This window comes from Roseibium algae (assembly GCF_037783265.1).
Classification (GTDB): Bacteria; Pseudomonadota; Alphaproteobacteria; order Rhizobiales; family Stappiaceae; genus Roseibium; species Roseibium algae.
On the sequence record NZ_JBAKIA010000028.1, the window covers coordinates 11,701 to 30,620 of the forward strand.

Sequence of the window (18,920 nt, forward strand, 5' to 3'; positions counted from 1 at the left end):
ATTTCCTCTCTTGTCAAAGGAGGCCGTGATGAGCCGATCAATACCGGTCAAGGACCGGATTGGCCACTTTCTGCCGAAACTTGTCTTGTCGCCGAGCTTAGTGTTTGTGTTCGTTGGCGTTTACATTTTCATAGCTTGGACGATCTGGATTTCCCTTTCGTCCTCTAGGATGCTACCAAAATATGATTTCGTCGGGTTGGCGCAATATGTTCGACTCTGGAGTACTCCGCGTTGGCACACCGCGGTAGAGAACCTCTTCATATTCACATCTCTTTTTCTGATTGTGACTATCCTACTTGGGCTGTTTCTCGCAATTCTGCTCGATCAGAAGGTGAGGGCAGAAGGGCTGCTGCGGGCGATCTACCTTTATCCCATGGCGCTGTCGTTTATTGTGACTGGCACGGCCTGGAAGTGGATTTTGAACCCATCGTTAGGCATTCAGGAAGTGGTCAACAACCTCGGGTGGGAAAGTTTCGCCTTCGACTGGATCACCTCACCAACCTTTGCGATCTACTGTGTGGTGATCGCGGCAGTCTGGCAGTCGACCGGTTTTGCTATGGCGATCTTTTTGGCGGGACTTCGGGGTATCGATAGTTCAATCATCAAGGCAGCCCAGATCGAGGGGGCTGGCCTTCCTCGTATCTACGCCTCCATTATCGTTCCGATGCTGCGCCCGGCATTTCTGTCTGTCGTCGTCCTACTGAGTTATATCTCGATCAAGAGTTTTGATCTTGTATTGGCGCTTACGAATGGCGGTCCAGGGTCCTCTACCGAAATGCCGTCAACCTTTATGTTCACGTCCACTTTTCGACGCGACCAGATGGGTGTTGGCGCAGCAAGTGCCGTCATGATGTTGATGACAGTTGCGGCGATCATCGTTCCCTATCTCTATTCCGAATTGAAGGAGGGCGGTCATGAGCACTGATCTGGTCTCCAGGCAATGCTACCGATTGCTGGGAAGGTTGGTTATTTATGGGGGCCTGGTGGTACTGGCAGCCTTTTATCTGATGCCGTTGTGGGTGATGGCCGTCACCTCGCTTAAGTCGCTAGATGAGATATATGGTGGCTCGTTCATCGATTTTCCTAAACTGGTGACTTTCGACGCCTGGGCGAAAGCATGGGGAACGGCGTGCATTGGCACAGTCTGCGATGGACTGAAGCCTTACTTCCTGAATTCCATCCTCATGGTTGTACCGGCTGTCATCTTATCGACTGCCGCCGGCGCGATGAATGGTTACATCCTGTCAAAGTGGCGGTTTCGGGGGGCGAACATTGTTTTCGGCTTGCTGCTATTTGGCTGCTTTCTACCATTTCAGGTTGTATTGTTGCCCATGGCGCAGCTTCTTGGAAGGCTTGGTATCGCAGGCACTATTCCGGGTCTGATTTTCGTTCATACGGTCTATGGGATCACTTTCACGACGATGTTCTTCCGGAATTACTTCGTCACCATTCCGGACGAATTGATCAAGGCCGCCCTGATCGATGGCGCTGGCTTCTTCCGGATCTTCTTCTCCATCATGCTGCCGGCAGCACTACCGATAATCGTCGTAAGCTGCATCTGGCAGTTCACGCAGATCTGGAACGATTTTCTATTTGGCGTCTCATTTACCTCTGGGGAAGCGTCACCGATCACCGTCGCGCTCAACAATATAGTCAACGTGACTATGGGTCGGAAGCAATACAACGTGGATATGGCCGCAGCGATGATCGCCGCTATGCCCACCCTTGTCGTCTATGTGGTCGCAGGGCGTTACTTCGTGCGCGGTCTGACTGCCGGTTCCGTGAAAGGATAATCCAATGGGCAAGCTCGAAATTAATCGGGTTCAAAAATCCTATGGGCAGGCCAAGGTCCTGAAGGAAGTAAATATAAGTTTGGAAGAGGGTGGTTTTTTGGTGCTGCTTGGCCCATCCGGATGTGGCAAATCTACGTTACTAAACATGATTGCTGGTCTTGAGGACATTTCTGCTGGTGAGATCCGAATTGCAGGAGAGACGGTCAATGATCGCTCGCCGAAGGATCGGGACATCGCTATGGTTTTCCAATCCTACGCTTTATATCCGACAATGACTGTTCGTCAGAACATTGAGTTCGGCATGAAAATCCGCAAGATCCCAAGCAAAGAGAGATCGGCGGCGATAGAGGCTGCGGCGGAAATGCTGCAGATGACCGATCTGCTTGATCGAAAACCGAGTCAGTTGTCCGGGGGGCAACGCCAGCGCGTTGCCATGGGTCGTGCAATTGTTCGGAATCCCAAGCTGTTTCTTTTCGATGAGCCGCTTTCCAATCTGGACGCCAAGCTGCGTGTCGATATGCGTACGGAAATTAAACGGCTTCACAAACGTTTGGGAACCACGATCGTCTATGTGACACATGATCAGATCGAGGCCATGACGCTTGCAACTCAGGTTGCGGTCATGAAGGATGGGATCGTTCAGCACCTGGGTGTGCCACAGGAGGTCTATGACCGGCCCGCAAACGTCTATGTTGCGAAATTTGTCGGCTCACCCGCGATGAACATCATTCCTGGTAAGCTGGTTGATAGCGAAGCCGGCGCGACGGTCGCATTCACATTGCCCAATGGTAAAGTTGGACGCGTTTCCGGTATAGCGCTCTCGGATGAAGCGCGGCGGAGGTACCAGGATAAACCAGTGCTGGTCGGAATCCGACCCGAGCATTTTACTCCGACTAAAGGCGAAGGCATCAATGTCGGCATTGATGTCCTCGAGCCAACGGGCCCTGATACGCTTGCGGTGTTCTCTTTAGGTGGTGTTGAAGTGATTGCTCGCCTTGAGCCCTTTGCGACAGCTGTGGGCGAGCAACTGTGTCTTGCCGTGAAGACGGACAAGGTAGTGCTTTTTGATCCTGAGACTGAAAACAGGCTGAACTGATATGTCATTTGACACAGATCTCATCATCATTGGTTCGGGTGTGGGCGGAGCTACCCTTGCTTCCTCTCTTGCGGCCACGGGGCTCAGAATTCTGATCGTAGAGAAGGGGGATAAGCTGCTGCACTCGCCGGAGGCACGCGACGACGTCGCGATCTTCCAGCGTGGACATTTCGCTCCGACTGAACATTGGATGGGATCTGACGGTATGCCATTTGTCGCCGGCAACTATTATGTGGTCGGCGGCAATTCCAAGTTCTATGGAGCGGTCATGTATCGCTTTCGGAAAAGTGATTTCAGCCCGCGCGATCACCTTCAAGGCTCGTCACCTGGCTGGCCCTTGTCCTATGATGACATGGAACCTTGGTATGGAGAGGCGGAGAAGCTTTTCCGGGTGCGGGGAACGGTTCACGAAGATCCGACTGAGCCGACCCACTCGACGTTATATGACTTTGAGCCGGTTCCGCACGAACCTGTCATACAAAAGGTTATGATGCGATTGAAGAAAGCGGGTGCCAAACCTGCTCCCCTTCCCCTTGCCATCGATATCGATACATGGCTTGCTGAAGGAGCGACTGGATGGGACGCTTTTCCGAATACTGGAAGCGGCAAGATCGATGCGGAATCTGGTCCGCTTACCGAGGCCTTGCGTTATCCTAATGTTAGCCTTCTGACGAATGCCGAGGTGCTTCGTCTTGAAACTGCAACCGATGGTCAGACCGTTATTGCTGCAGACGTTCGGGTTCAGGGAGAGGTTCGCCGGTTGACGGCTCGAGGGTTCGCAATTGCAGCGGGTGCGATCCAGTCGGCAGCGCTATTGCTTAAGTCGGCCAATGAAAATTCGCCGACCGGACTGTCGAATACGTCGGATCAGGTTGGGCGCAACTTCATGAATCACAATTCTTCGGCCATGCTGACCATCGACCCGCGTCTGCGCAATACCTCTGTCTATCAGAAGACATTGAGCCTCAATGACTTTTATGAATCTGACCCGGAAACTGGGTACCCACTTGGCAATGTTCAGGGGCTTGGTCGTATCACTGCGCCGATCCTGAAATCAAACATGCCCATGCTGCCCATGCCCTTGGCGCGTCTTGTTTCTGCCTATGCGTTTGGCTGGTTCTTGCAAAGTGAGGACCTTCCGAACCCGGAAAGCAGGGTGATGGTGCGTGATGGTCAGATCGTCATGCACTGGGAGCGTAGCAACATGCATGCGCACGAGTTGCTGATCGAGCGAACGGCCCAAGTTATGAAGGCAGCGGGTTTCCCGATTGTTCTGACTCATACATTTGGGCGCCGGACAACATCGCATCAATGCGGGACAGCTCGTCTTGGAACGGACCGACAGTCGAGTGTCGTGACGACGGATCTTAAATCCCATGACATCAGCAATCTCTGGATTACCGATGCCTCCGTTCTCCCCACATCTGCGGCGGTTAATCCGGCATTGACAGTCGCCGCTTTGGCGCTGCGCGCAGCGGCAAGCGTGAAGGAGGTGCTGTCCGAGTAGGAGTTATCTGAGCCGCTGACTAACTTGGCAATACCCCCGGAAGCCATCGTCCAGATGAACCAAACGCCGAACATGTACTAACTTTCAAAATGGACCAATCAGCCCTGAGCTGCTCTGCGTTGATGAATGGCTTGTTCCAGTGCATCCAAAACAAATCCCGCATTGGCTGTGCGGCTTGCCCGCCATCCGACAATCCGGCGCGCAAATGCGTCGATGAGGAAGCGCAGAAGAAGGCAAAGACCACGTTCAAACGTCAGGCGTTGTTGCCTATTGGGCAACAACGCTGTGGATCGGGCACAATGCGGCCTGATGAAACTCATCTGAATAGCCGCATCATATCCAAACCAACCATCGGGCTGGTCAGATTCATCGGGAGCAGATCAGTTTCAGGCGAGGATGGAGTTGAGATAGGCCATCGACGTCGGAAAATCTTCCAATTCGTGTGGCTGACACGCCGCCTCAAGCACCAAGGTACCTTCATAGCCATCTGCAATGAGGGCTTCGACCTGGCCTTTCACATCTGTGACGCCTTCGCCGTAGCGTTTCCAGACCATTTTGCCGTCAACCACAGCACCATTCTTGAGATGGACATTGCGGATGTACGGTTTAAGTTTTTCATAGCCTGCACGAAAATGTTCCTGCTCGGCTTCATAAAGGTTGCCTGTGTCCCAGACATAGCCGAAGTCGGGCCGGTCAACGGCCTTCAGCAAGGCCAGGCAAGCGTCGGAAGTATCTGCCCAACTGCCAGGCAGGTTCTCAAGCTGAACCGTGAAGCCGCGCGCAACCGCCTTGTCAACGGCCGTTTTGATCAACTCGACGACCTGCTCGAACTCACCAGGGAGCTCGGGCTCTGCGCGGGTTGGGCCAAACAGAATCAGCGTCTTGACGCCTATCGCATCGGCCAGATCCAGGCCCATAGGCAACAGATGGTCCGCATGCAGCTGTATCAGCTCGCTCTGCAGGGGAGCTTTGAAAAGGCCGGGGGAGACGGCGGTGTATTGGATACCATGGGCTTCCGACTGTGCTTTCAAACGGTCCCAGGCGTCCGGCTCGAACATGGGAAAGCGTTTGCCTTCAACCACACGCAGCTCAAACGAGCGAATGCCTGCTTCTGTCGCCCGGCCAAAGATCTTGGGCAGGCTGTCAGGAGACAGTGTCAGGATAGACTTCGTTGGTGACAGCAGTAATTTTCATAGTCGGTCTTTCTTGCTGATAGAGACTTGAGCGGAAGCGTGCGACCTTCCCGACGGAGCAGACAGGTGCAGGCTTGCAAAGGGTTTCGGGTTATGGGGCGTATTGATGGCAGCTAACGGTGCGATTTGGAGCTTGCACTCCAAGGGCGGGGCTATGGCTTTGACAGATTTCGCCCATGTTGCGGTGGCAGCGCGGATGGAACGCGCAACCGCTGGGCGGGTTCAGCGGAGAAGGAACTTCACCGCTCATGGGGATCTCGTTGCGCACCTCGCCCGGATCTGCCGAGAGGGCGGCTGACAAAAGCGCCTCGGCATAGGGGTGGGCGGGGGCATCAAAGACGTCGTCAGTGGCTCCTTGTTCGATGATCTGGCCCAGATACATAACGGCGACCCGATCGGTGAGATAGCGGGTGGTGGCCAGATCATGGGCGACCAGAATATAACTCAGCCCATATTCGGCTTGCAGATCCTTGAACAGATTGATGATCTGCGAACGTATCGAGACGTCCAACCCAGATACCGGTTCATCGAGAATAATCAGCCGTGGGCGCGAAACGATGGCGCTGGCAATGGCAATCCGCTGGCGTTGCCCCCCTGAGAACTCATGTGGGAACTTTCTAGCATCCTGCGGCCGCAATCCGACTGCATCGAGCGCAGCATGCACCCGGCGCTCGACTTCGCCCGAAGTTAGCTTTTCATTGACGACCAAAGGCTCTGCTACAAAATCGCGAATACGAACACGCGGGTTGATTGAGGACCATGGATCCTGAAAAACCGCTTGTACCTTGGAGCGATAAGCCTTGAGCCCGGCACCTTTGAGCTCATTGATATCCTGCCCATCATAAAGCACCCGCCCGAAGGTCGGTGATTGCAAGCGGAGCAGCAAACGGGTCGTTGTGGTCTTGCCGCAACCGGATTCGCCGACCAGCGCGAGAGTTTCGCCTGAGCAGATATCAAAATTCAGTCCGGTTACTGCCTTGACGGTTCGGGTTTGCCGTTTGAGCATCCCGGTTTGAAAGGTAAAATGCCTGGACAGGTTTTCGACTTTGAGGATTGGAGTGTTGGTCATTGTTCGGCCACCCTCCAGCAACTTGCCAAATGCTCTCCGTCGCCATCGGCGTCAACCGTTGGCGGCAGCTCAGTAAAGCAACGCGTATCTGCCTTTTCGCAGCGTGGCGCAAAAGGGCAGCCGGGGGGCTGTTCTGACTGCGGTGGAGGATAACCGGGGATCGTCCGCAAACGTCCTTTGTGGCCATGTAATTTGGGAACGGCGGCAATCAGCGCTTCGGTGTAGGGATGCGCAGGCTTGGCGAATATCCGCTCCACAGTGCCCGATTCCACAATCCGGCCAAAATACATCACCACGATCCGGTGGCAGAGATTGGCGACGATGCCAAAGTCATGGGTGATAAAGATAATCCCCATGCCGGTATCTTCTTGCAACTCTTTCAAAAGCCGCAAGTATTGCGCCTGAACGGTCACATCAAGCGAAGTTGTTGGTTCGTCTGCAATGATGACTTTCGGTGCGCAGGAGATGGCGATGGCCCCCACAACCCGTTGCCGCATGCCACCACTCAACTGACTTGGGTAAGAGTCTACGCGGTGTTCGGGAGCAGCTACCTTGACCTTTCGTAAGGCTTCGATGGCGCGCTCCCGCAATGTTCTGCTGGGCCCGGGCGCGTGCAGGCGCAGCGCTTCGGTTATTTGATTTCCGACGGTAAAAGAGGGGTTCAATGACGTCTGCGGATCCTACAGGATCATCGCAATGTCTCGCCCCCTGACCTTGCGCATCTCGCTTGGCGACAAAGAGAGCAGCTCATGGCCTTCCAACTTGATGCTGCCCGATGTAACGCGCGCAGCATGTTTGGGCAGCAAACGCACCAGCGACATTGCTGTCATGGATTTTCCCGACCCGGATTCACCCACAACGCCAAGCGTTTCGCCAGAGTTCAGGGTGAAATTGTGGTCGTTAACCGGAAAGAACTTACCTGCCTTGGTGGAGATTTCCACGCGCAGGTCACGCACCTCCAACAAAGGCGTTTCTTGTTTATGTGTCATATCAGATTTGCCTTTGTCGCGGGTCGAGCTGTTCGCGCAGCCAATCCCCCAGCATGTTCGCCGCCATCACGGTCAGAAGGATGGCAAGGCCGGGGAAGAACGAAATCCACCAGTCGGTTGCGATGAAATCGCGCCCATCGGAGACCAGCAGACCCCAGGTTGGTGTTGGTCGCGGAATGCCGATGCCCAGAAAGCTCAGGCTGGCGTCCAGCATGATGGCGATGCCCACCTGCAGGGTGGCCAGTACCACGATGGTATTCATCACATTTGGCAGGATGTGGCGAAACAGGATGCGCAAGTGAGAAGCGCCAGCCACTTGCGAACGCGCAACGAAATCGCTGTTGCGCAGGAGCAGTACTTCGGCGCGTACTTGCCGCGCGAAATAGGCCCAAAGCGCAAAGCCGACCACGATCACCACTGACAGAAAGCTCGCGCCGATCGCAGCAGCAAGCGCCAAGGCCAGCAACATGGCAGGCAGCGCCAGCGAGATGTCAACAAGCCTCATGACCAGCCCATCAAACCAGCCGCGTGCATAGCCGGCAATCAGGCCAAGCGTGGTGCCGACAACGACCCCCACCGCGATACCAATCAATGAGACCGCAAGCACGTACCATGCACCATGCAGAATACGACTGAGGATGTCGCGCCCCAAACGATCTGTGCCGAGCATATAGTCCCATGTGCCGCCAAAGAAAACGGGCGGTTGTAGCCGAGCGCGCAGGTTTGGCACATAAGGATCATGCGGGGCTATCACTTCGGCAAAGAAGGCCGGAATGATGAAAACTATGAGCAGGACCCCAATTGGTAAAAGCGGCAGTTCGCGGATTGTTTGCCAGAGGTTCTGCAAACGGTGGGATTGCATGTGAAGCTCAGCCATGCCGGACCCTCGGATCAATAACGACGTAGAGCAGGTCTACGACAAGGTTTGAGATCATGTAGATGACCGCATAGGCAATGATGACTGCCTGAACGACTGGAAAGTCGCGTCCCCGGATAGCCTCAATTGCAACCCACCCCATGCCTGGCCACGAAAACACGGTTTCAATCACGACTGAGCCTGTCAGGATCGAGGCAGCAAGTATACCGAAGTAGGTCAGGGGAACCACAGCGGCATTGCGCAGGGCGTGTTTCCAGACCACAATCCATTCTGAAACGCCTTTGACCCGTGCGAGTTTGATGTACTCGACATCGAGCACTTCTAGCATCGCAGAGCGGGTCAACCGGGCCAGAAGCTCGGCATTGATTGCCCGAACAACGCAAAGATCTGCGCGCCATTGTCAATCGATCCGCCTTTATAGACAGCGGCGGCGACCCCCAGGGGCAGTGCAATCACCACACTCATCAGGATGGCCAATCCGCCTAGCTGGAGGGTGGCAGGCATCCTATCCAGAACAAAGCCCATGGCATCTTGGCCGGGCCACTTAAGGGATGTTCCAAAATCACCTTGCACGGCATTGCTAAGGAACGTCAGATATTGTTGCCAAAGCGGCTTGTCTAAACCCCATTCACGAATGAAGCTATCAATCTGTTCCTGGGTTGCGTCGTCCGGCAAAAGTGCATCCACCAGGCTGCCAGACAATTGTGTCAGCAAAAACACGATGAATGTAATGACCAAAAGCGCAAAGAGACTCGATGCGATCCGGCGTGAGAGATATTTCACCACTCGGGCAATCCTTAATATTTCGGCGCAGCAATGGGCTGACGGGGCCCGCAAGAGGTCCCGCCGCAGTCAAGGCAGCACGATTGTCCGAAGCTGTGTTACTTCAGGTCGATCAGGTGGTAGTGGCTTAGGCCGGAAGAGGATGCACCCGGGAAGTTCCAGCCTTCGACAAGATCGCCGTTCACCACAACTGAGGCCGGAACCGTCGCCATGGGAATATGCGCATAGCTGTCAAAGATACGCGTGAACATCGCCTTCAGAACTTCATCCCGTGTTGCAGGATCCGTCTCGGAAATCAGTTTGCCACCGAGATCATTGAGTTCCGGATCGCCGATATCGAGATGCGGGCTGGCGTGTTTGGTAAAGAAGATCTGCACACCCAGAGCGCTAGGACGAACAGGGGCATTGCGCATCGGGGTCACGAAATCTGCTGTAAAACCACGGATAGCAGTGTTGCCTGTTGCCCAGTCCTGTTCGCGCATCTGGGTCTTGATGCCAACCACGTCCAGATAGGCCTGAACGAGTTCCGCCATCTGCGCAAATTCCGGGTTCCCGGCCAAGGAGGTCACAACCAGAGGGATCTCCGGGTTATCAAACGCATCCGGGTAACCAGCCTCGGCCAACAAGGCCATCGCTTTTTTCGGATCATACCCATAGGCGTCGTCAAAGCCCTTCGCAATCTCTTCTGAGAAGCCCGGGAATCGTGGATCCATTGTATAGACAGGGAGTGCCCGCACGCCCTCACCATAAAGCACTTCCAGGATCGCGTCCCGGTCCAGCGCACGGTTTACAGCTTCGCGCACTCGTTGGTCAGCCCAGGCATAAGTCCGTGCATCACGGTTTTCCTCTGCTTCCGGATTCATGAACTGTCCGGTGAACAACATAGTGGATTGCATTGCACCTTCGCTGGAAGAGAGCACTTTCTGGCCAGGCTCTGCAGCATCGTCTTGCAGATCGCGCGGCAGGGTCACCGCATGGGCTTCACCGGCAGAGAGCATCGCCAGACGGGTCGAAGGTTCGCCCACCCAGCGAAATTCGATCTCGTCGAATTCGGGGCGAACACCTGTCCAATGATCCTCGATGGTGGAAAACGTGAGTGACTGGCCTACTTCACGTCCTTTGTATTCAAATGGGCCAGAACCCGCAGGCGCATCCTCATATCCAGCCAGACCTTCAGCGTCGAATTGTGCTTTGCTGTAGATCACCAGTGATCCCCGTCCTGCATGAGAAAACAGGAAGTTCGGCGTTGGATTTGGCAGATCAAAACGGACTGTGTGGTGGTCTACAGCCGTGATTTCCATTTTGCGGAAATTGCTGATCCCGCTGAGCTTGGCGTCTTCTCCGATATGGAGGTTAAAACTATGCACCACATCTGCCGCAGTCACAGGGCCCCAATCGCCGCTGAACTTGGCCGCTGGGTGAAGCTTGAACGTCCAGGAGGTGAAATCTTCGTTGTGTTCCCAGCTTTCTGCGAGTTGGCTGTTGTCGTATTTGCCGGTCTGCGCATCATTGCCCACAAGTGTTTGCATGGACGGAAAAATGAAAGCACCGGCTGTGGTCCAATAAAGGTTGGAGTCCGCCCCTAGAGGGCTCACGGCAACCACGACTTTTTCTTCTGCGGAGGCCGTGTTGGTCAGGCCGCCAACGGTCAAGATTGTCCCCGAAAGCAGCACGGCTGCGAGTAATCGCTTTGGGGTACATTTGATATATAGGTCTCTATAAAACATCGATTTTCCCTGTCTGGAGAGCATCCCTTTTTTTGGGGCAAAGAGACCCTAGGCTTGCTGTTTTTTGACACTCTCACTATGGGATGTTGCTTGCTGATGAGGTAATATCTATATCAATTGATGTCATCGCCATTTGCCAATGGTAAGGCAGGTCATTGGCAAGTCGGAAGTTGTTACACAAGGTTGTATTGACAAACTTGTTTTCCAAATCATCGATAATCTGATTCAAGGTGGCTATTGCGGGGGCTATCTTGGCTCGACTTTTGATGGAAGAAGGCGAATGGGCATCCTTTGAGCCGTTCCTGATGGTAATTCGAAGGCGCGGAGGTCGATACCTTCTTCAAAAGGGCGCGTCGCAAAGATTTTCGGCCGCCGCAGCTATCCCATAACAGGCTGGGTTTTCATGCTTTGTTAACTTTTTGAAGTCCGAATAGGCGCGCGATGAGGTCATTCTGATCGTTGACAGTCCAGCCGCCGGAAAAGCCGAAGCCTTTCCTGAGCCACAGCATTGCCTCGAACCCGGCGATAGTCCGCTTCGCGGTGTTGAACGTCTGGAAGCCGCACACCTTCGGCATATTCTTCTTCACCCGGAAATGGTCGCTTTCAATTCCCTGTTGGAGATGTTTGGTGACGTAGTGGACCGGGTCCGATGTGAGCAGTTTCTCCTCGACGCTATCTTTGATTGCCGGTCGAAAGGTTCCCGCACCATCGGTGCCGATCTTGCCGGGTGAAAGCATTGGTTCATCCTTCAACATCTTACGGAAGAAGCGTTTGGCAGCATCGAGATCGCGCCTTGCAGTCAGCAGAAAGTCCACCGGATTGCCGTAGTTGTCGATGGCCCGGTACAGATAGCGCCACTGACCGCGGATTTTGATGTAAGTCTCGTCGATCCGGACTGAACCGCAATGGGGCTTTCGGAACCTGCGCAGCCGCTTCTCGATCATCGGCGCATAACCCAAAACCCAACGGTTGATTGAACTGTGGTCCACGTCAAAGCCGCGTTCCTGGAACATTTCCTCTAGGTCCCGATAGCTCAGCGGATAACGCAAGTACCAGGATACTGCCTGGATGATCAGCCATGCCTCGAACTGTCTGCCTTTGAAGTCATCCTTCGACTGGCGTTTCAGCTTTTCGGCAATTGCATTGAGAATCATGAACCGGCACTCCAACAAATCGGAGCGCCGGTTCATCATCCAAATCTCAAAGCCGCGTTAACAGAGAAACTTTGTGACACGCCCGTTTGGCCAAGGAAATGATCGCAAGCGTAGGCTTTTAAGCGCTTGGTCAAGTGACCGTGTTGCAATTGCCGCAGGCATAAAAAAATTCTATGCCATGGGAGGCGCGCGTTCCTTACGCCGCGGGGAGAACAACCAGCTCATGATGCATACCAGGCAGCTTTTTCATTTTCTGACCATCACCGAAACGCGATCAATTTCCGAGGCAGCACGCCAGCTTGGGATAACCCAGCCTGCGATTAGCCGGAGCATCAAGCAGCTCGAGGAAACCCTGTATGTAAAATTGTTCGAGCGCCGGGCGAGCGGCGTGGTTCTAACACCGGAAGGCAGGATCCTTGCCCGCCGGGTTAAATTGATGAGCATTGAATATCAGCACGCGCTGGCCGAGATGGTCGATCTCAATCAGGGTATTGGGGGGCGGTTGAGAATTGCCGCCGGACCGGTCTGGATCCTGGAGTTTTTACCTTCGGTGATCAGAGAGTTTCAGGAACAGTTTCCAAACGTACGCGTTTCGGTTATCTCGGGCGGCTACGCTGGGCAGCTGGAACAATTGCTTTCGGGCGAGCTCGACGCTGTTTGCGGAACGCTTGATTTTCCATCCCATTCTGAAATCATCAAAGAGACAATTCTTAAGATACGGCACACGGTGATTGCGCGTGAGGGGCATCCACTTTCTGAACTCAAGCGGGTTTCACCAAGAGACCTTGCTTCCTATCCTTGGCTCGTTCACGTAAATCACGTTCAAAGTACAAGCAGAATCGGATCCTATTTTTCGCTTCATGGCCTGGAGCCACCCAAGATCGCAGTCGAAACAAGCACCTTGGGCGCTGTGTCATTTTTGCGTAAAACGGATTTTCTCACGACCTATGCGGAGCAAGGCCTGGAGACTCTCAAAGAAATGGGCATCGTCGGAATAGAGCAAGAGGGCACATTGTGGGACTTCGAGGCTGGCATTGTCTGCCGCCGATCCTCAAAATCTTCCCCGGCCCTGCGCAGTTTCACCGCTATGGTACGCGCTGCGTTGCAAACCAATCCAACTTCACAGCAACTGTGAGCAATCGAAATTTGTGTTTATAGCAACCGTTTAGATCTGTTATCGACATTACCTAAAGCGCTTAACCAGAGCGTTTTTGGCAACCCAAAATACCATACCGGCTGACACCAGATAGAGCGTAATGCTTATGGGCTGAGACACGAAAGCGCCCAGATCTCCGCGCGACAAAAGCAGCGTTCGCCTGAAATGCTCCTCTAGCATGGGCCCAAGCACAAACCCCAAAAGCAGCGGCGTAGCCTCCAATCTGAAGAGGCGCATAGCGAATCCAAGGGCAGCAAAGCCAGCAATGAACAGAACGTCAATCGTCTCATATCGAACACTGTAAACGCCAACACAGGAGAATACGACAATACAGGGAAACAGGATTGTGTACGGGATGGACAAAAGCCGCACCCAAATGCCGATCAAGGGAATGTTGATGATGAGCAGAAGAAAGTTCCCAATCAGAAAACTGACAATCAGACCCCAAAAGATATCCGGGTGTTGACTGGCAAATTGCGGCCCTGGGTTTATGCCATGCACCAACAAGGCTGCGAGCACGATGGCCATCGTAGAATCACCGGGCACGCCCAAAGTGAGTGTCGGCACGAAAGCGGTTTGAATAGCGGCATTATTCGCTGACTCAGGTGAAGAAATCCCTTCAATCGCACCCTTGCCAAACTTCCCGGGTGTCTTGGAAAGATTACGCTCAACCGCGTAGGATACAAAAGAGGCAATCAAGCTTCCAGCCCCCGGCAGGACGCCCAATATGGAGCCAATGCCCGCTCCGCGGCCCATGGCAGGAACGGCCCTTTTCCATTCTTGTCGTTTGGGCAACATCGCTTTGTACGAAAGATGCGGTTGCTCAATCTTGGGCGTGTTCTTTTCCGCCAGATTCTTGATGACTTCGGGGATGCCAAACAAGCCAATTGCCAAGGCCACCAGCGGCATCCCATCGTAGAGGAACTGGGAGCCGAAGGTGAAGCGCTCAATGCCGGTGTTCATATCAACACCGATGAGCCCGATGAGAATACCGAAGAATGTCATCGCAATTGCGCGAACAAGACCCACCGAGGAAAAGCTGGAGGCGGCAATAATGCCCAAGAGCAGAAGTGCGAAATATTCTTGCGGGCCAAAGCCTCTCGCCATTTCTGCAAGGGGATGTGAAAGGACTGCAAGGATGAGCGCTCCAAACATACTGCCGACGAAAGACGCGATGGCGGTGACAAAAAGCGCCATTGCGCCGCGACCCTGCTGGTTCAGCGGAAAACCATCAAGACAAGTCACCGCTGTATTGGCCGTGCCCGGTAGGTTGAGCAAAATGCCTGCCGTGGAGCCACCATAAGCCGCGCCATAGAACACTCCAGCCAGCATGATCAGCCCAATCGCAGGCTCCATTCCAAACGTAATGGGGAGCAACATTGCAATGGTCGCCAGAACGCCAACGCCGGGCAATACGCCTATGAACGTGCCAAGGGTCACACCCACTGCACACATGAGCAAGCCGTTCCATGACAGGGCGACTTCAAGGCCGAGCTGGAAATCACTGAACATGAATTTATCGCCCCAATTGGAAAGCGGGAACGTGTAAATCGAGCCCCATGATGAAGGTCAGATAACAAATGATCGGAAGAACAATTGCCACAATAAGCAGGTGCTTCCCCACCACCTCGTGCGATCCGAATGCACTTATGATCACAGTCAAAACGATTGCAGGTACTAGTCCCAGCGGCTCGATGGTCATTGAGAACGCAAAGATCGCACAGAAGATTGCGAGTATTGCTCGCACGCCATTTTTTGGAAGCACTAGCGTCGTTTCGGGAGAACTGAAGCTGAATAGTCCGATCAACAGGCCGCATAAAATGAGACAGGCAGCGACTATGAGGGGGAAAAAGCCAGCACCTATATCATTCAAATGGCCGATATCGTAGTTGACACTCAGCGCGGCGGCGCCAACACCAACGCCAACGAGCGCCAGACCCAATATGAGATCGGGTCTTCGAATTCTGAAATCTTGATCCACACTATCAATCCATTGTTCGAAGAATGGCAGTTTCTGATTATAGCCAGAAGCTGCCCAGTGTTTGTGTTGGAAGCACTATTTCTTCAAACCGACGCCCGTTAGAAGGTCGCCGACTGTTTTGGTGTCAGACTTGACCTGGTCGGCCAGGGCAGCGGCCCCATTCACCTGCAGTCGCATCGAACTTTTGGTGACCAACTCAGTCATCGCATCAGAATTTGCTGCAGTCACGAGTTCTTTGTAGATTTTTTCGGTGATCTCACTTGGTGTACCAGCTGGCGCAAAAACGGCCATCCAGAAGTTCAAATTGACCTCAGGATAACCGAGCTCGCTCATGGCTTTCACGTCAGGCATAATGCTGAGACGCTCTGGTCCTGCAACCGCCAAAATGCGCAATGTGCCGTCTGCCAGGAATGAACGCACTGGCGGCAGGCCACTGAACATAAAGTCGGTTCTGCCTGCGGATGTATCGAGCAGAGCCGGACCGCCGCCCTTGTAGGGAATCGCTAGCATGCTCTTGCCAGTTGCCTTGCTGAACTGCTCTCCAAGAATCTGCCCACCGGCTCCAAGCCCTTGCGTGGCGAAACTCAGACCATTTGGTTTGGTATCGGCCAGCGCAACAAGGTCCTCAACAGACTCCACAGAGCTATCTGCGGGAACCACCAGAACATGTGGAATGATCAGCAGACTGCTGACGGGTGAGAAGTCAACCACAGGATCATATTTCAAATCCATGATGTGCTGGTTGGTGGCGTGCGTGCTGGTATTGCCAAAAAACAGAGTGTAGCCGTCTGGCTTGGCGTTTTTTGCATATGTGGCTGCAATTGTGCCACCTGCGCCCGGACGATTGTCAATAATGATTGACTGGCCCATCTGAGTTGAGAGCTCTTTACCCAACGCACGCATGATGATGTCTGCTCCTCCGCCCGGAGGGAAGGGGACAACCATCGTGATTGCCGACGATGGATATTCATCTGCGAGGCTTGTTGCCGTTACGCCTGCGGTCATGATCAGGGCTGCAATCAAGCCCAGGCCCACTTCAATCGTCCGTTTCATATGTTCCTCCTCCAAGGTTTTGAATATTTTATTATTAAGTGATTTCAGCTTTTCGGTTCGAAAAGAGAGCTTCCCTCCAAACCCTCCGCCCATTCCATCACCTCAAGCTCCCGTAACTGTGTCCCATAGCTGTTCTGCATCTTCGGGCACTGTCTGTCCGCGCCAGGCCACATGCCCATCTGGTCGAACCAAGACCAGCGGTGCTTCGTAGAGCTCCAGGAGGTCTGCCCGATCCAGATCTATGACACGCAGAGGTATGTTGCGCTTGCGCGCGGTTCTCTCGAATGTGTCGCAAGATTGGGGAAATTTCCCCAATCGCAGCAGGACAAAGCCCGGACCGAACAGATCGAGCGTAGACAGGCCATTTGCAGGACCACCTCCCAACCATGCATGTGGGGCACGATGACCAGGGCGCGCCGTTTGGACATAATAGCGATGATCGTCGTAGGGCTCGTCGGTGCCATCTGCCGCCAGAATGGGAGATGCCTCATAGCGATAGCCCAAATGGACCCCCATGGTTTCCCATTCAGTCTTCGTTGCTTCGGTGATTTTGGTACCGATTTTCTGGCGAACGCCTTCCCCCTCGGGGGTTTCATCCAATATGCCGGTGCAATCAACAACGGATTTAAGCTGATTGAAGTTTTGCGTGGACACCGATGCGTTTCTGTCGGCGATCGGACGGCGCTCAATGGAGTAGGAATTCAGCAGGTTTTCCCCTCCCCAGCCTTGCACGCAAGCTGTCAGCTTCCAGGCCAGGTTATTGACATCTCCCATCCCCGTGTTCATGCCCAAGCCGCCAGTTGGCGACATTGTGTGGGCGGAATCTCCAGCTAAAAAAACACGCCCTTTGCTGAATTCTGATGCAGTCAACTGGCTCCGCCTCCAAGGCAAGGCGGAAATCAGCTCAAACGAAAGATCGTCCGACCCAAGTGCGCGACGGACCCATGAAGCTGCGTTTTCGACAACGCTTTCGGACTTTCCATCGGCACCCGAAACAGTCAAACGCCAAAGCTCATAGCCATCCATTGCGCTGATATTTCCCCACCAACCCTTGTCATCGACAAAGAAATAGCGCTCGGCTTCACCCATTTTTTGTTCACTTGCCAAAGCTGCAGAGCGAAAGAAGATTGCCACGGAGTGATCAAGCGCACCTTCGCCCAGCATCTCGATTTCGAGTTGCTTGCGAACACGGCTTCCGGCACCATCACAGCCGATGAGATAAGGGGTTCTCAGCTTAGAGGTGATGTTATTCTCGACATTGCGCACGTGAACGATGACTTCATCGCCATCGTCCTCAAAGCGTTCAAACTGGGTCATCCTCTGGTAGTCTATCTGCGGACAGGCCTCAACGCGCTCTTCGAGCATCGGGTTGAGGAAAATCTGCGAACAGCGCCACTTCGTCTCTGGACTACCCGGATAAGAAGGTTCGTCCTCAAGGGATGGGTAAGGAATTTTTCCCAGAAAATGGGTCGCGATTGAGGTGCAATAGACCATGGAAAGTCCATAGTCTCGCTTGAACTTCGTATCCTTGACGTAGTTGCTGATGCCCAGCCGACGGAAAATTTCCATGGTTCGCACGCTGATGAGACCCAGCTTTGGCGTCTCAATTCGGCCGTCTGTTTTTTCAATGATGGTGCTTGATACACCACGGTAGGCAAGGTCGAGGGCAAGGGTCATGCCTATAGGGCCGCCGCCAATAATGACTATATTCTCGTTGCCGCTGAGCGCCATGGGCTCTTGTTCCTCACCTTTTTCGTCGCTCGGCATTGCCTAAACTCAGCAGTCCAAAGCGTTATTTTTCAAACCATGACTCCATTGTTAACGGGACAGAATTTAGCTATCCAATGAGTAATCGGACAACTAGCATAATAAAATATTATGGCCTGGAAGGTGAGGTGCCTGAAGCCTCAGACCCGAAATCATCGGCAAACGGCTGCGGCGAGGCAGATAGCGGATGGCAGGGACGGAACATTTCAAGCATGGCTGATTGGGGCTGACGGATCTTTTTGACCGTAACCAACAGGCGTTCGATGACATCGAACGCCCTGGAGCGCTATCGCAAGAAACAGGTTTTAGCTTGTCTGGTGCCTGGTTTTATAGCCCAGAGCGGACCTCCCCCTAAGACACAGCCAATTGCGGAAACGCTGCGGTCAGAGCTAAGACTCCAAGCATCACAGCAACTTAGGGCATTGCGCCAGCAAAGATGGCTTCCAGCTTGGTGTCGCTATCGCCGAGCGTTGCATGAACCGTGAAGATTAATATGCCAAAGGGCGGCGTCAGGAGGCCGACTTCAACCGCAATCACAGTGATGATGCCGAAGTGAACTAAGTCAAACCCAAGCCCTTGGGCAATGGGCGCTGCGATTGGAACCACGATCAGCAAGATAGAACTACTGTCAAGGATCATGCCGAGCAGCAAAGAGGGGCGTTGGTGCGCGGATTAGCCGATGAGCGGAGCTCGTTCTATGATGGGTCCGCTTATTTGGTTGCTCCCGCCGATGCTTGGCAACGAACGGATTTCGGGCGTCCTCAGGCGAGCATTC

19 protein-coding genes and 1 pseudogene are annotated in these 18,920 nt (G+C 53.8%); 5 read left to right on the top strand and 15 right to left on the bottom strand.

Going from position 1 to position 18,920, the window contains the following annotated elements:
- The first annotated feature begins 28 nt into the window (after window positions 1–28).
- The 4 genes from V6575_RS22270 to V6575_RS22285 are packed head-to-tail and all read left to right on the top strand — an operon-like array spanning window position 29 to window position 4,396.
- Window positions 29–925 carry a carbohydrate ABC transporter permease gene (locus tag V6575_RS22270; RefSeq protein WP_340277596.1) on the top strand — a complete coding sequence of 299 codons (897 nt, stop codon included), beginning with the start codon at window positions 29–31 and terminating at the stop codon, window positions 923–925.
- Window positions 915–1,793: a carbohydrate ABC transporter permease gene (locus tag V6575_RS22275; RefSeq protein WP_340277598.1), complete on the top strand. Its 879-nt coding sequence runs from the start codon at window positions 915–917 to the stop codon at window positions 1,791–1,793. The genes V6575_RS22270 and V6575_RS22275 overlap by 11 nt, the downstream gene beginning before the upstream one ends.
- A gap of 4 nt (window positions 1,794–1,797) precedes the next feature.
- Window positions 1,798–2,889 (top strand): ABC transporter ATP-binding protein, encoded by a 1,092-nt coding sequence (locus tag V6575_RS22280; protein ID WP_340277599.1) that lies wholly within the window; start codon window positions 1,798–1,800, stop codon window positions 2,887–2,889.
- A gap of 1 nt (window position 2,890) precedes the next feature.
- Window positions 2,891–4,396, top strand: coding sequence for a GMC oxidoreductase (locus V6575_RS22285; RefSeq protein WP_340277600.1), 1,506 nt, complete (start codon window positions 2,891–2,893; stop codon window positions 4,394–4,396).
- Window positions 4,397–4,494: 98 nt separating this feature from the next.
- Here V6575_RS22285 and V6575_RS23380 read toward each other — a convergent pair whose 3' ends face one another.
- The 10 genes and pseudogenes from V6575_RS23380 to V6575_RS22335 form a co-directional block, all read right to left on the bottom strand.
- Window positions 4,495–4,716, bottom strand: coding sequence for a hypothetical protein (locus V6575_RS23380; RefSeq protein WP_422785621.1), 222 nt, complete (start codon window positions 4,714–4,716; stop codon window positions 4,495–4,497).
- A gap of 66 nt (window positions 4,717–4,782) precedes the next feature.
- The gene (locus V6575_RS22295; protein WP_340277620.1) at window positions 4,783–5,580 is read right to left on the bottom strand and encodes a sugar phosphate isomerase/epimerase family protein; all 798 of its coding nucleotides are present in this window, start codon (window positions 5,578–5,580) and stop codon (window positions 4,783–4,785) included.
- Window positions 5,581–5,680: 100 nt separating this feature from the next.
- Window positions 5,681–6,658, bottom strand: coding sequence for an ABC transporter ATP-binding protein (locus V6575_RS22300; RefSeq protein ID WP_340277601.1), 978 nt, complete (start codon window positions 6,656–6,658; stop codon window positions 5,681–5,683).
- The gene (locus V6575_RS22305) at window positions 6,655–7,014 is read right to left on the bottom strand and encodes an oligopeptide/dipeptide ABC transporter ATP-binding protein (protein WP_340277622.1); all 360 of its coding nucleotides are present in this window, start codon (window positions 7,012–7,014) and stop codon (window positions 6,655–6,657) included. Before V6575_RS22305 ends, V6575_RS22300 begins: the two co-directional genes overlap by 4 nt.
- Before the next feature lie 78 nt (window positions 7,015–7,092).
- A pseudogene (locus V6575_RS22310) lies at window positions 7,093–7,647 on the bottom strand (ATP-binding cassette domain-containing protein); the annotation flags it as partial.
- A 1-nt stretch (window position 7,648) separates the two neighbouring features.
- Window positions 7,649–8,524, bottom strand: a complete 876-nt coding sequence (locus V6575_RS22315) for an ABC transporter permease (RefSeq protein ID WP_340277602.1) — start codon at window positions 8,522–8,524, stop codon at window positions 7,649–7,651.
- A complete protein-coding gene (locus tag V6575_RS22320) occupies window positions 8,517–8,852 on the bottom strand; it encodes an ABC transporter permease (protein WP_340277603.1) in 336 nt (111 codons plus the stop codon). The genes V6575_RS22315 and V6575_RS22320 overlap by 8 nt, the downstream gene beginning before the upstream one ends.
- A gap of 11 nt (window positions 8,853–8,863) precedes the next feature.
- A complete protein-coding gene (locus tag V6575_RS22325) occupies window positions 8,864–9,310 on the bottom strand; it encodes an ABC transporter permease (RefSeq protein WP_340277604.1) in 447 nt (148 codons plus the stop codon).
- Window positions 9,311–9,405: 95 nt separating this feature from the next.
- Window positions 9,406–10,959 carry an ABC transporter substrate-binding protein gene (locus V6575_RS22330; RefSeq protein WP_340277605.1) on the bottom strand — a complete coding sequence of 518 codons (1,554 nt, stop codon included), beginning with the start codon at window positions 10,957–10,959 and terminating at the stop codon, window positions 9,406–9,408.
- Window positions 10,960–11,435: 476 nt separating this feature from the next.
- Window positions 11,436–12,188 carry an IS6 family transposase gene (locus V6575_RS22335; RefSeq protein ID WP_340277607.1) on the bottom strand — a complete coding sequence of 251 codons (753 nt, stop codon included), beginning with the start codon at window positions 12,186–12,188 and terminating at the stop codon, window positions 11,436–11,438.
- 223 nt (window positions 12,189–12,411) lie between these two features.
- Between V6575_RS22335 and V6575_RS22340 the strand changes: the two genes are divergently transcribed.
- Window positions 12,412–13,323, top strand: a complete 912-nt coding sequence (locus tag V6575_RS22340) for a LysR family transcriptional regulator (RefSeq protein ID WP_340277609.1) — start codon at window positions 12,412–12,414, stop codon at window positions 13,321–13,323.
- Window positions 13,324–13,371: 48 nt separating this feature from the next.
- Here the strand turns inward: V6575_RS22340 and V6575_RS22345 are convergent, their stop codons facing one another.
- The 5 genes from V6575_RS22345 to V6575_RS22365 all read right to left on the bottom strand — a co-directional run bounded on the left by V6575_RS22345 (window position 13,372) and on the right by V6575_RS22365 (window position 18,796).
- Window positions 13,372–14,856 carry a tripartite tricarboxylate transporter permease gene (locus V6575_RS22345; protein WP_340277611.1) on the bottom strand — a complete coding sequence of 495 codons (1,485 nt, stop codon included), beginning with the start codon at window positions 14,854–14,856 and terminating at the stop codon, window positions 13,372–13,374.
- A 4-nt stretch (window positions 14,857–14,860) separates the two neighbouring features.
- Window positions 14,861–15,325 (bottom strand): tripartite tricarboxylate transporter TctB family protein, encoded by a 465-nt coding sequence (locus V6575_RS22350; RefSeq protein ID WP_340277613.1) that lies wholly within the window; start codon window positions 15,323–15,325, stop codon window positions 14,861–14,863.
- A 75-nt stretch (window positions 15,326–15,400) separates the two neighbouring features.
- Window positions 15,401–16,378, bottom strand: coding sequence for a Bug family tripartite tricarboxylate transporter substrate binding protein (locus tag V6575_RS22355; RefSeq protein ID WP_340277614.1), 978 nt, complete (start codon window positions 16,376–16,378; stop codon window positions 15,401–15,403).
- Window positions 16,379–16,480: 102 nt separating this feature from the next.
- Window positions 16,481–18,145: an FAD-dependent monooxygenase gene (locus V6575_RS22360; RefSeq protein ID WP_340277616.1), complete on the bottom strand. Its 1,665-nt coding sequence runs from the start codon at window positions 18,143–18,145 to the stop codon at window positions 16,481–16,483.
- 414 nt (window positions 18,146–18,559) lie between these two features.
- Window positions 18,560–18,796, bottom strand: coding sequence for a TRAP transporter large permease subunit (locus V6575_RS22365; protein ID WP_340277617.1), 237 nt, complete (start codon window positions 18,794–18,796; stop codon window positions 18,560–18,562).
- Window positions 18,797–18,920 lie beyond the last annotated feature (124 nt).

Coding starts and splice junctions, on each gene's coding strand:
- V6575_RS22270 (WP_340277596.1), top strand. CDS start 29: ATGAGCCGATCAATACCGGTCAAGGACCGGATTGGCCACTTTCTGCCG.
- V6575_RS22275 (WP_340277598.1), top strand. CDS start 915: ATGAGCACTGATCTGGTCTCCAGGCAATGCTACCGATTGCTGGGAAGG.
- V6575_RS22280 (WP_340277599.1), top strand. CDS start 1,798: ATGGGCAAGCTCGAAATTAATCGGGTTCAAAAATCCTATGGGCAGGCC.
- V6575_RS22285 (WP_340277600.1), top strand. CDS start 2,891: ATGTCATTTGACACAGATCTCATCATCATTGGTTCGGGTGTGGGCGGA.
- V6575_RS23380 (WP_422785621.1), bottom strand. CDS start 4,716: ATGAGTTTCATCAGGCCGCATTGTGCCCGATCCACAGCGTTGTTGCCC.
- V6575_RS22300 (WP_340277601.1), bottom strand. CDS start 6,658: ATGACCAACACTCCAATCCTCAAAGTCGAAAACCTGTCCAGGCATTTT.
- V6575_RS22305 (WP_340277622.1), bottom strand. CDS start 7,014: ATGGGGATTATCTTTATCACCCATGACTTTGGCATCGTCGCCAATCTC.
- V6575_RS22315 (WP_340277602.1), bottom strand. CDS start 8,524: ATGGCTGAGCTTCACATGCAATCCCACCGTTTGCAGAACCTCTGGCAA.
- V6575_RS22320 (WP_340277603.1), bottom strand. CDS start 8,852: ATGCTAGAAGTGCTCGATGTCGAGTACATCAAACTCGCACGGGTCAAA.
- V6575_RS22335 (WP_340277607.1), bottom strand. CDS start 12,188: ATGATTCTCAATGCAATTGCCGAAAAGCTGAAACGCCAGTCGAAGGAT.
- V6575_RS22340 (WP_340277609.1), top strand. CDS start 12,412: ATGATGCATACCAGGCAGCTTTTTCATTTTCTGACCATCACCGAAACG.
- V6575_RS22345 (WP_340277611.1), bottom strand. CDS start 14,856: ATGTTCAGTGATTTCCAGCTCGGCCTTGAAGTCGCCCTGTCATGGAAC.
- V6575_RS22355 (WP_340277614.1), bottom strand. CDS start 16,378: ATGAAACGGACGATTGAAGTGGGCCTGGGCTTGATTGCAGCCCTGATC.
- V6575_RS22360 (WP_340277616.1), bottom strand. CDS start 18,145: ATGCCGAGCGACGAAAAAGGTGAGGAACAAGAGCCCATGGCGCTCAGC.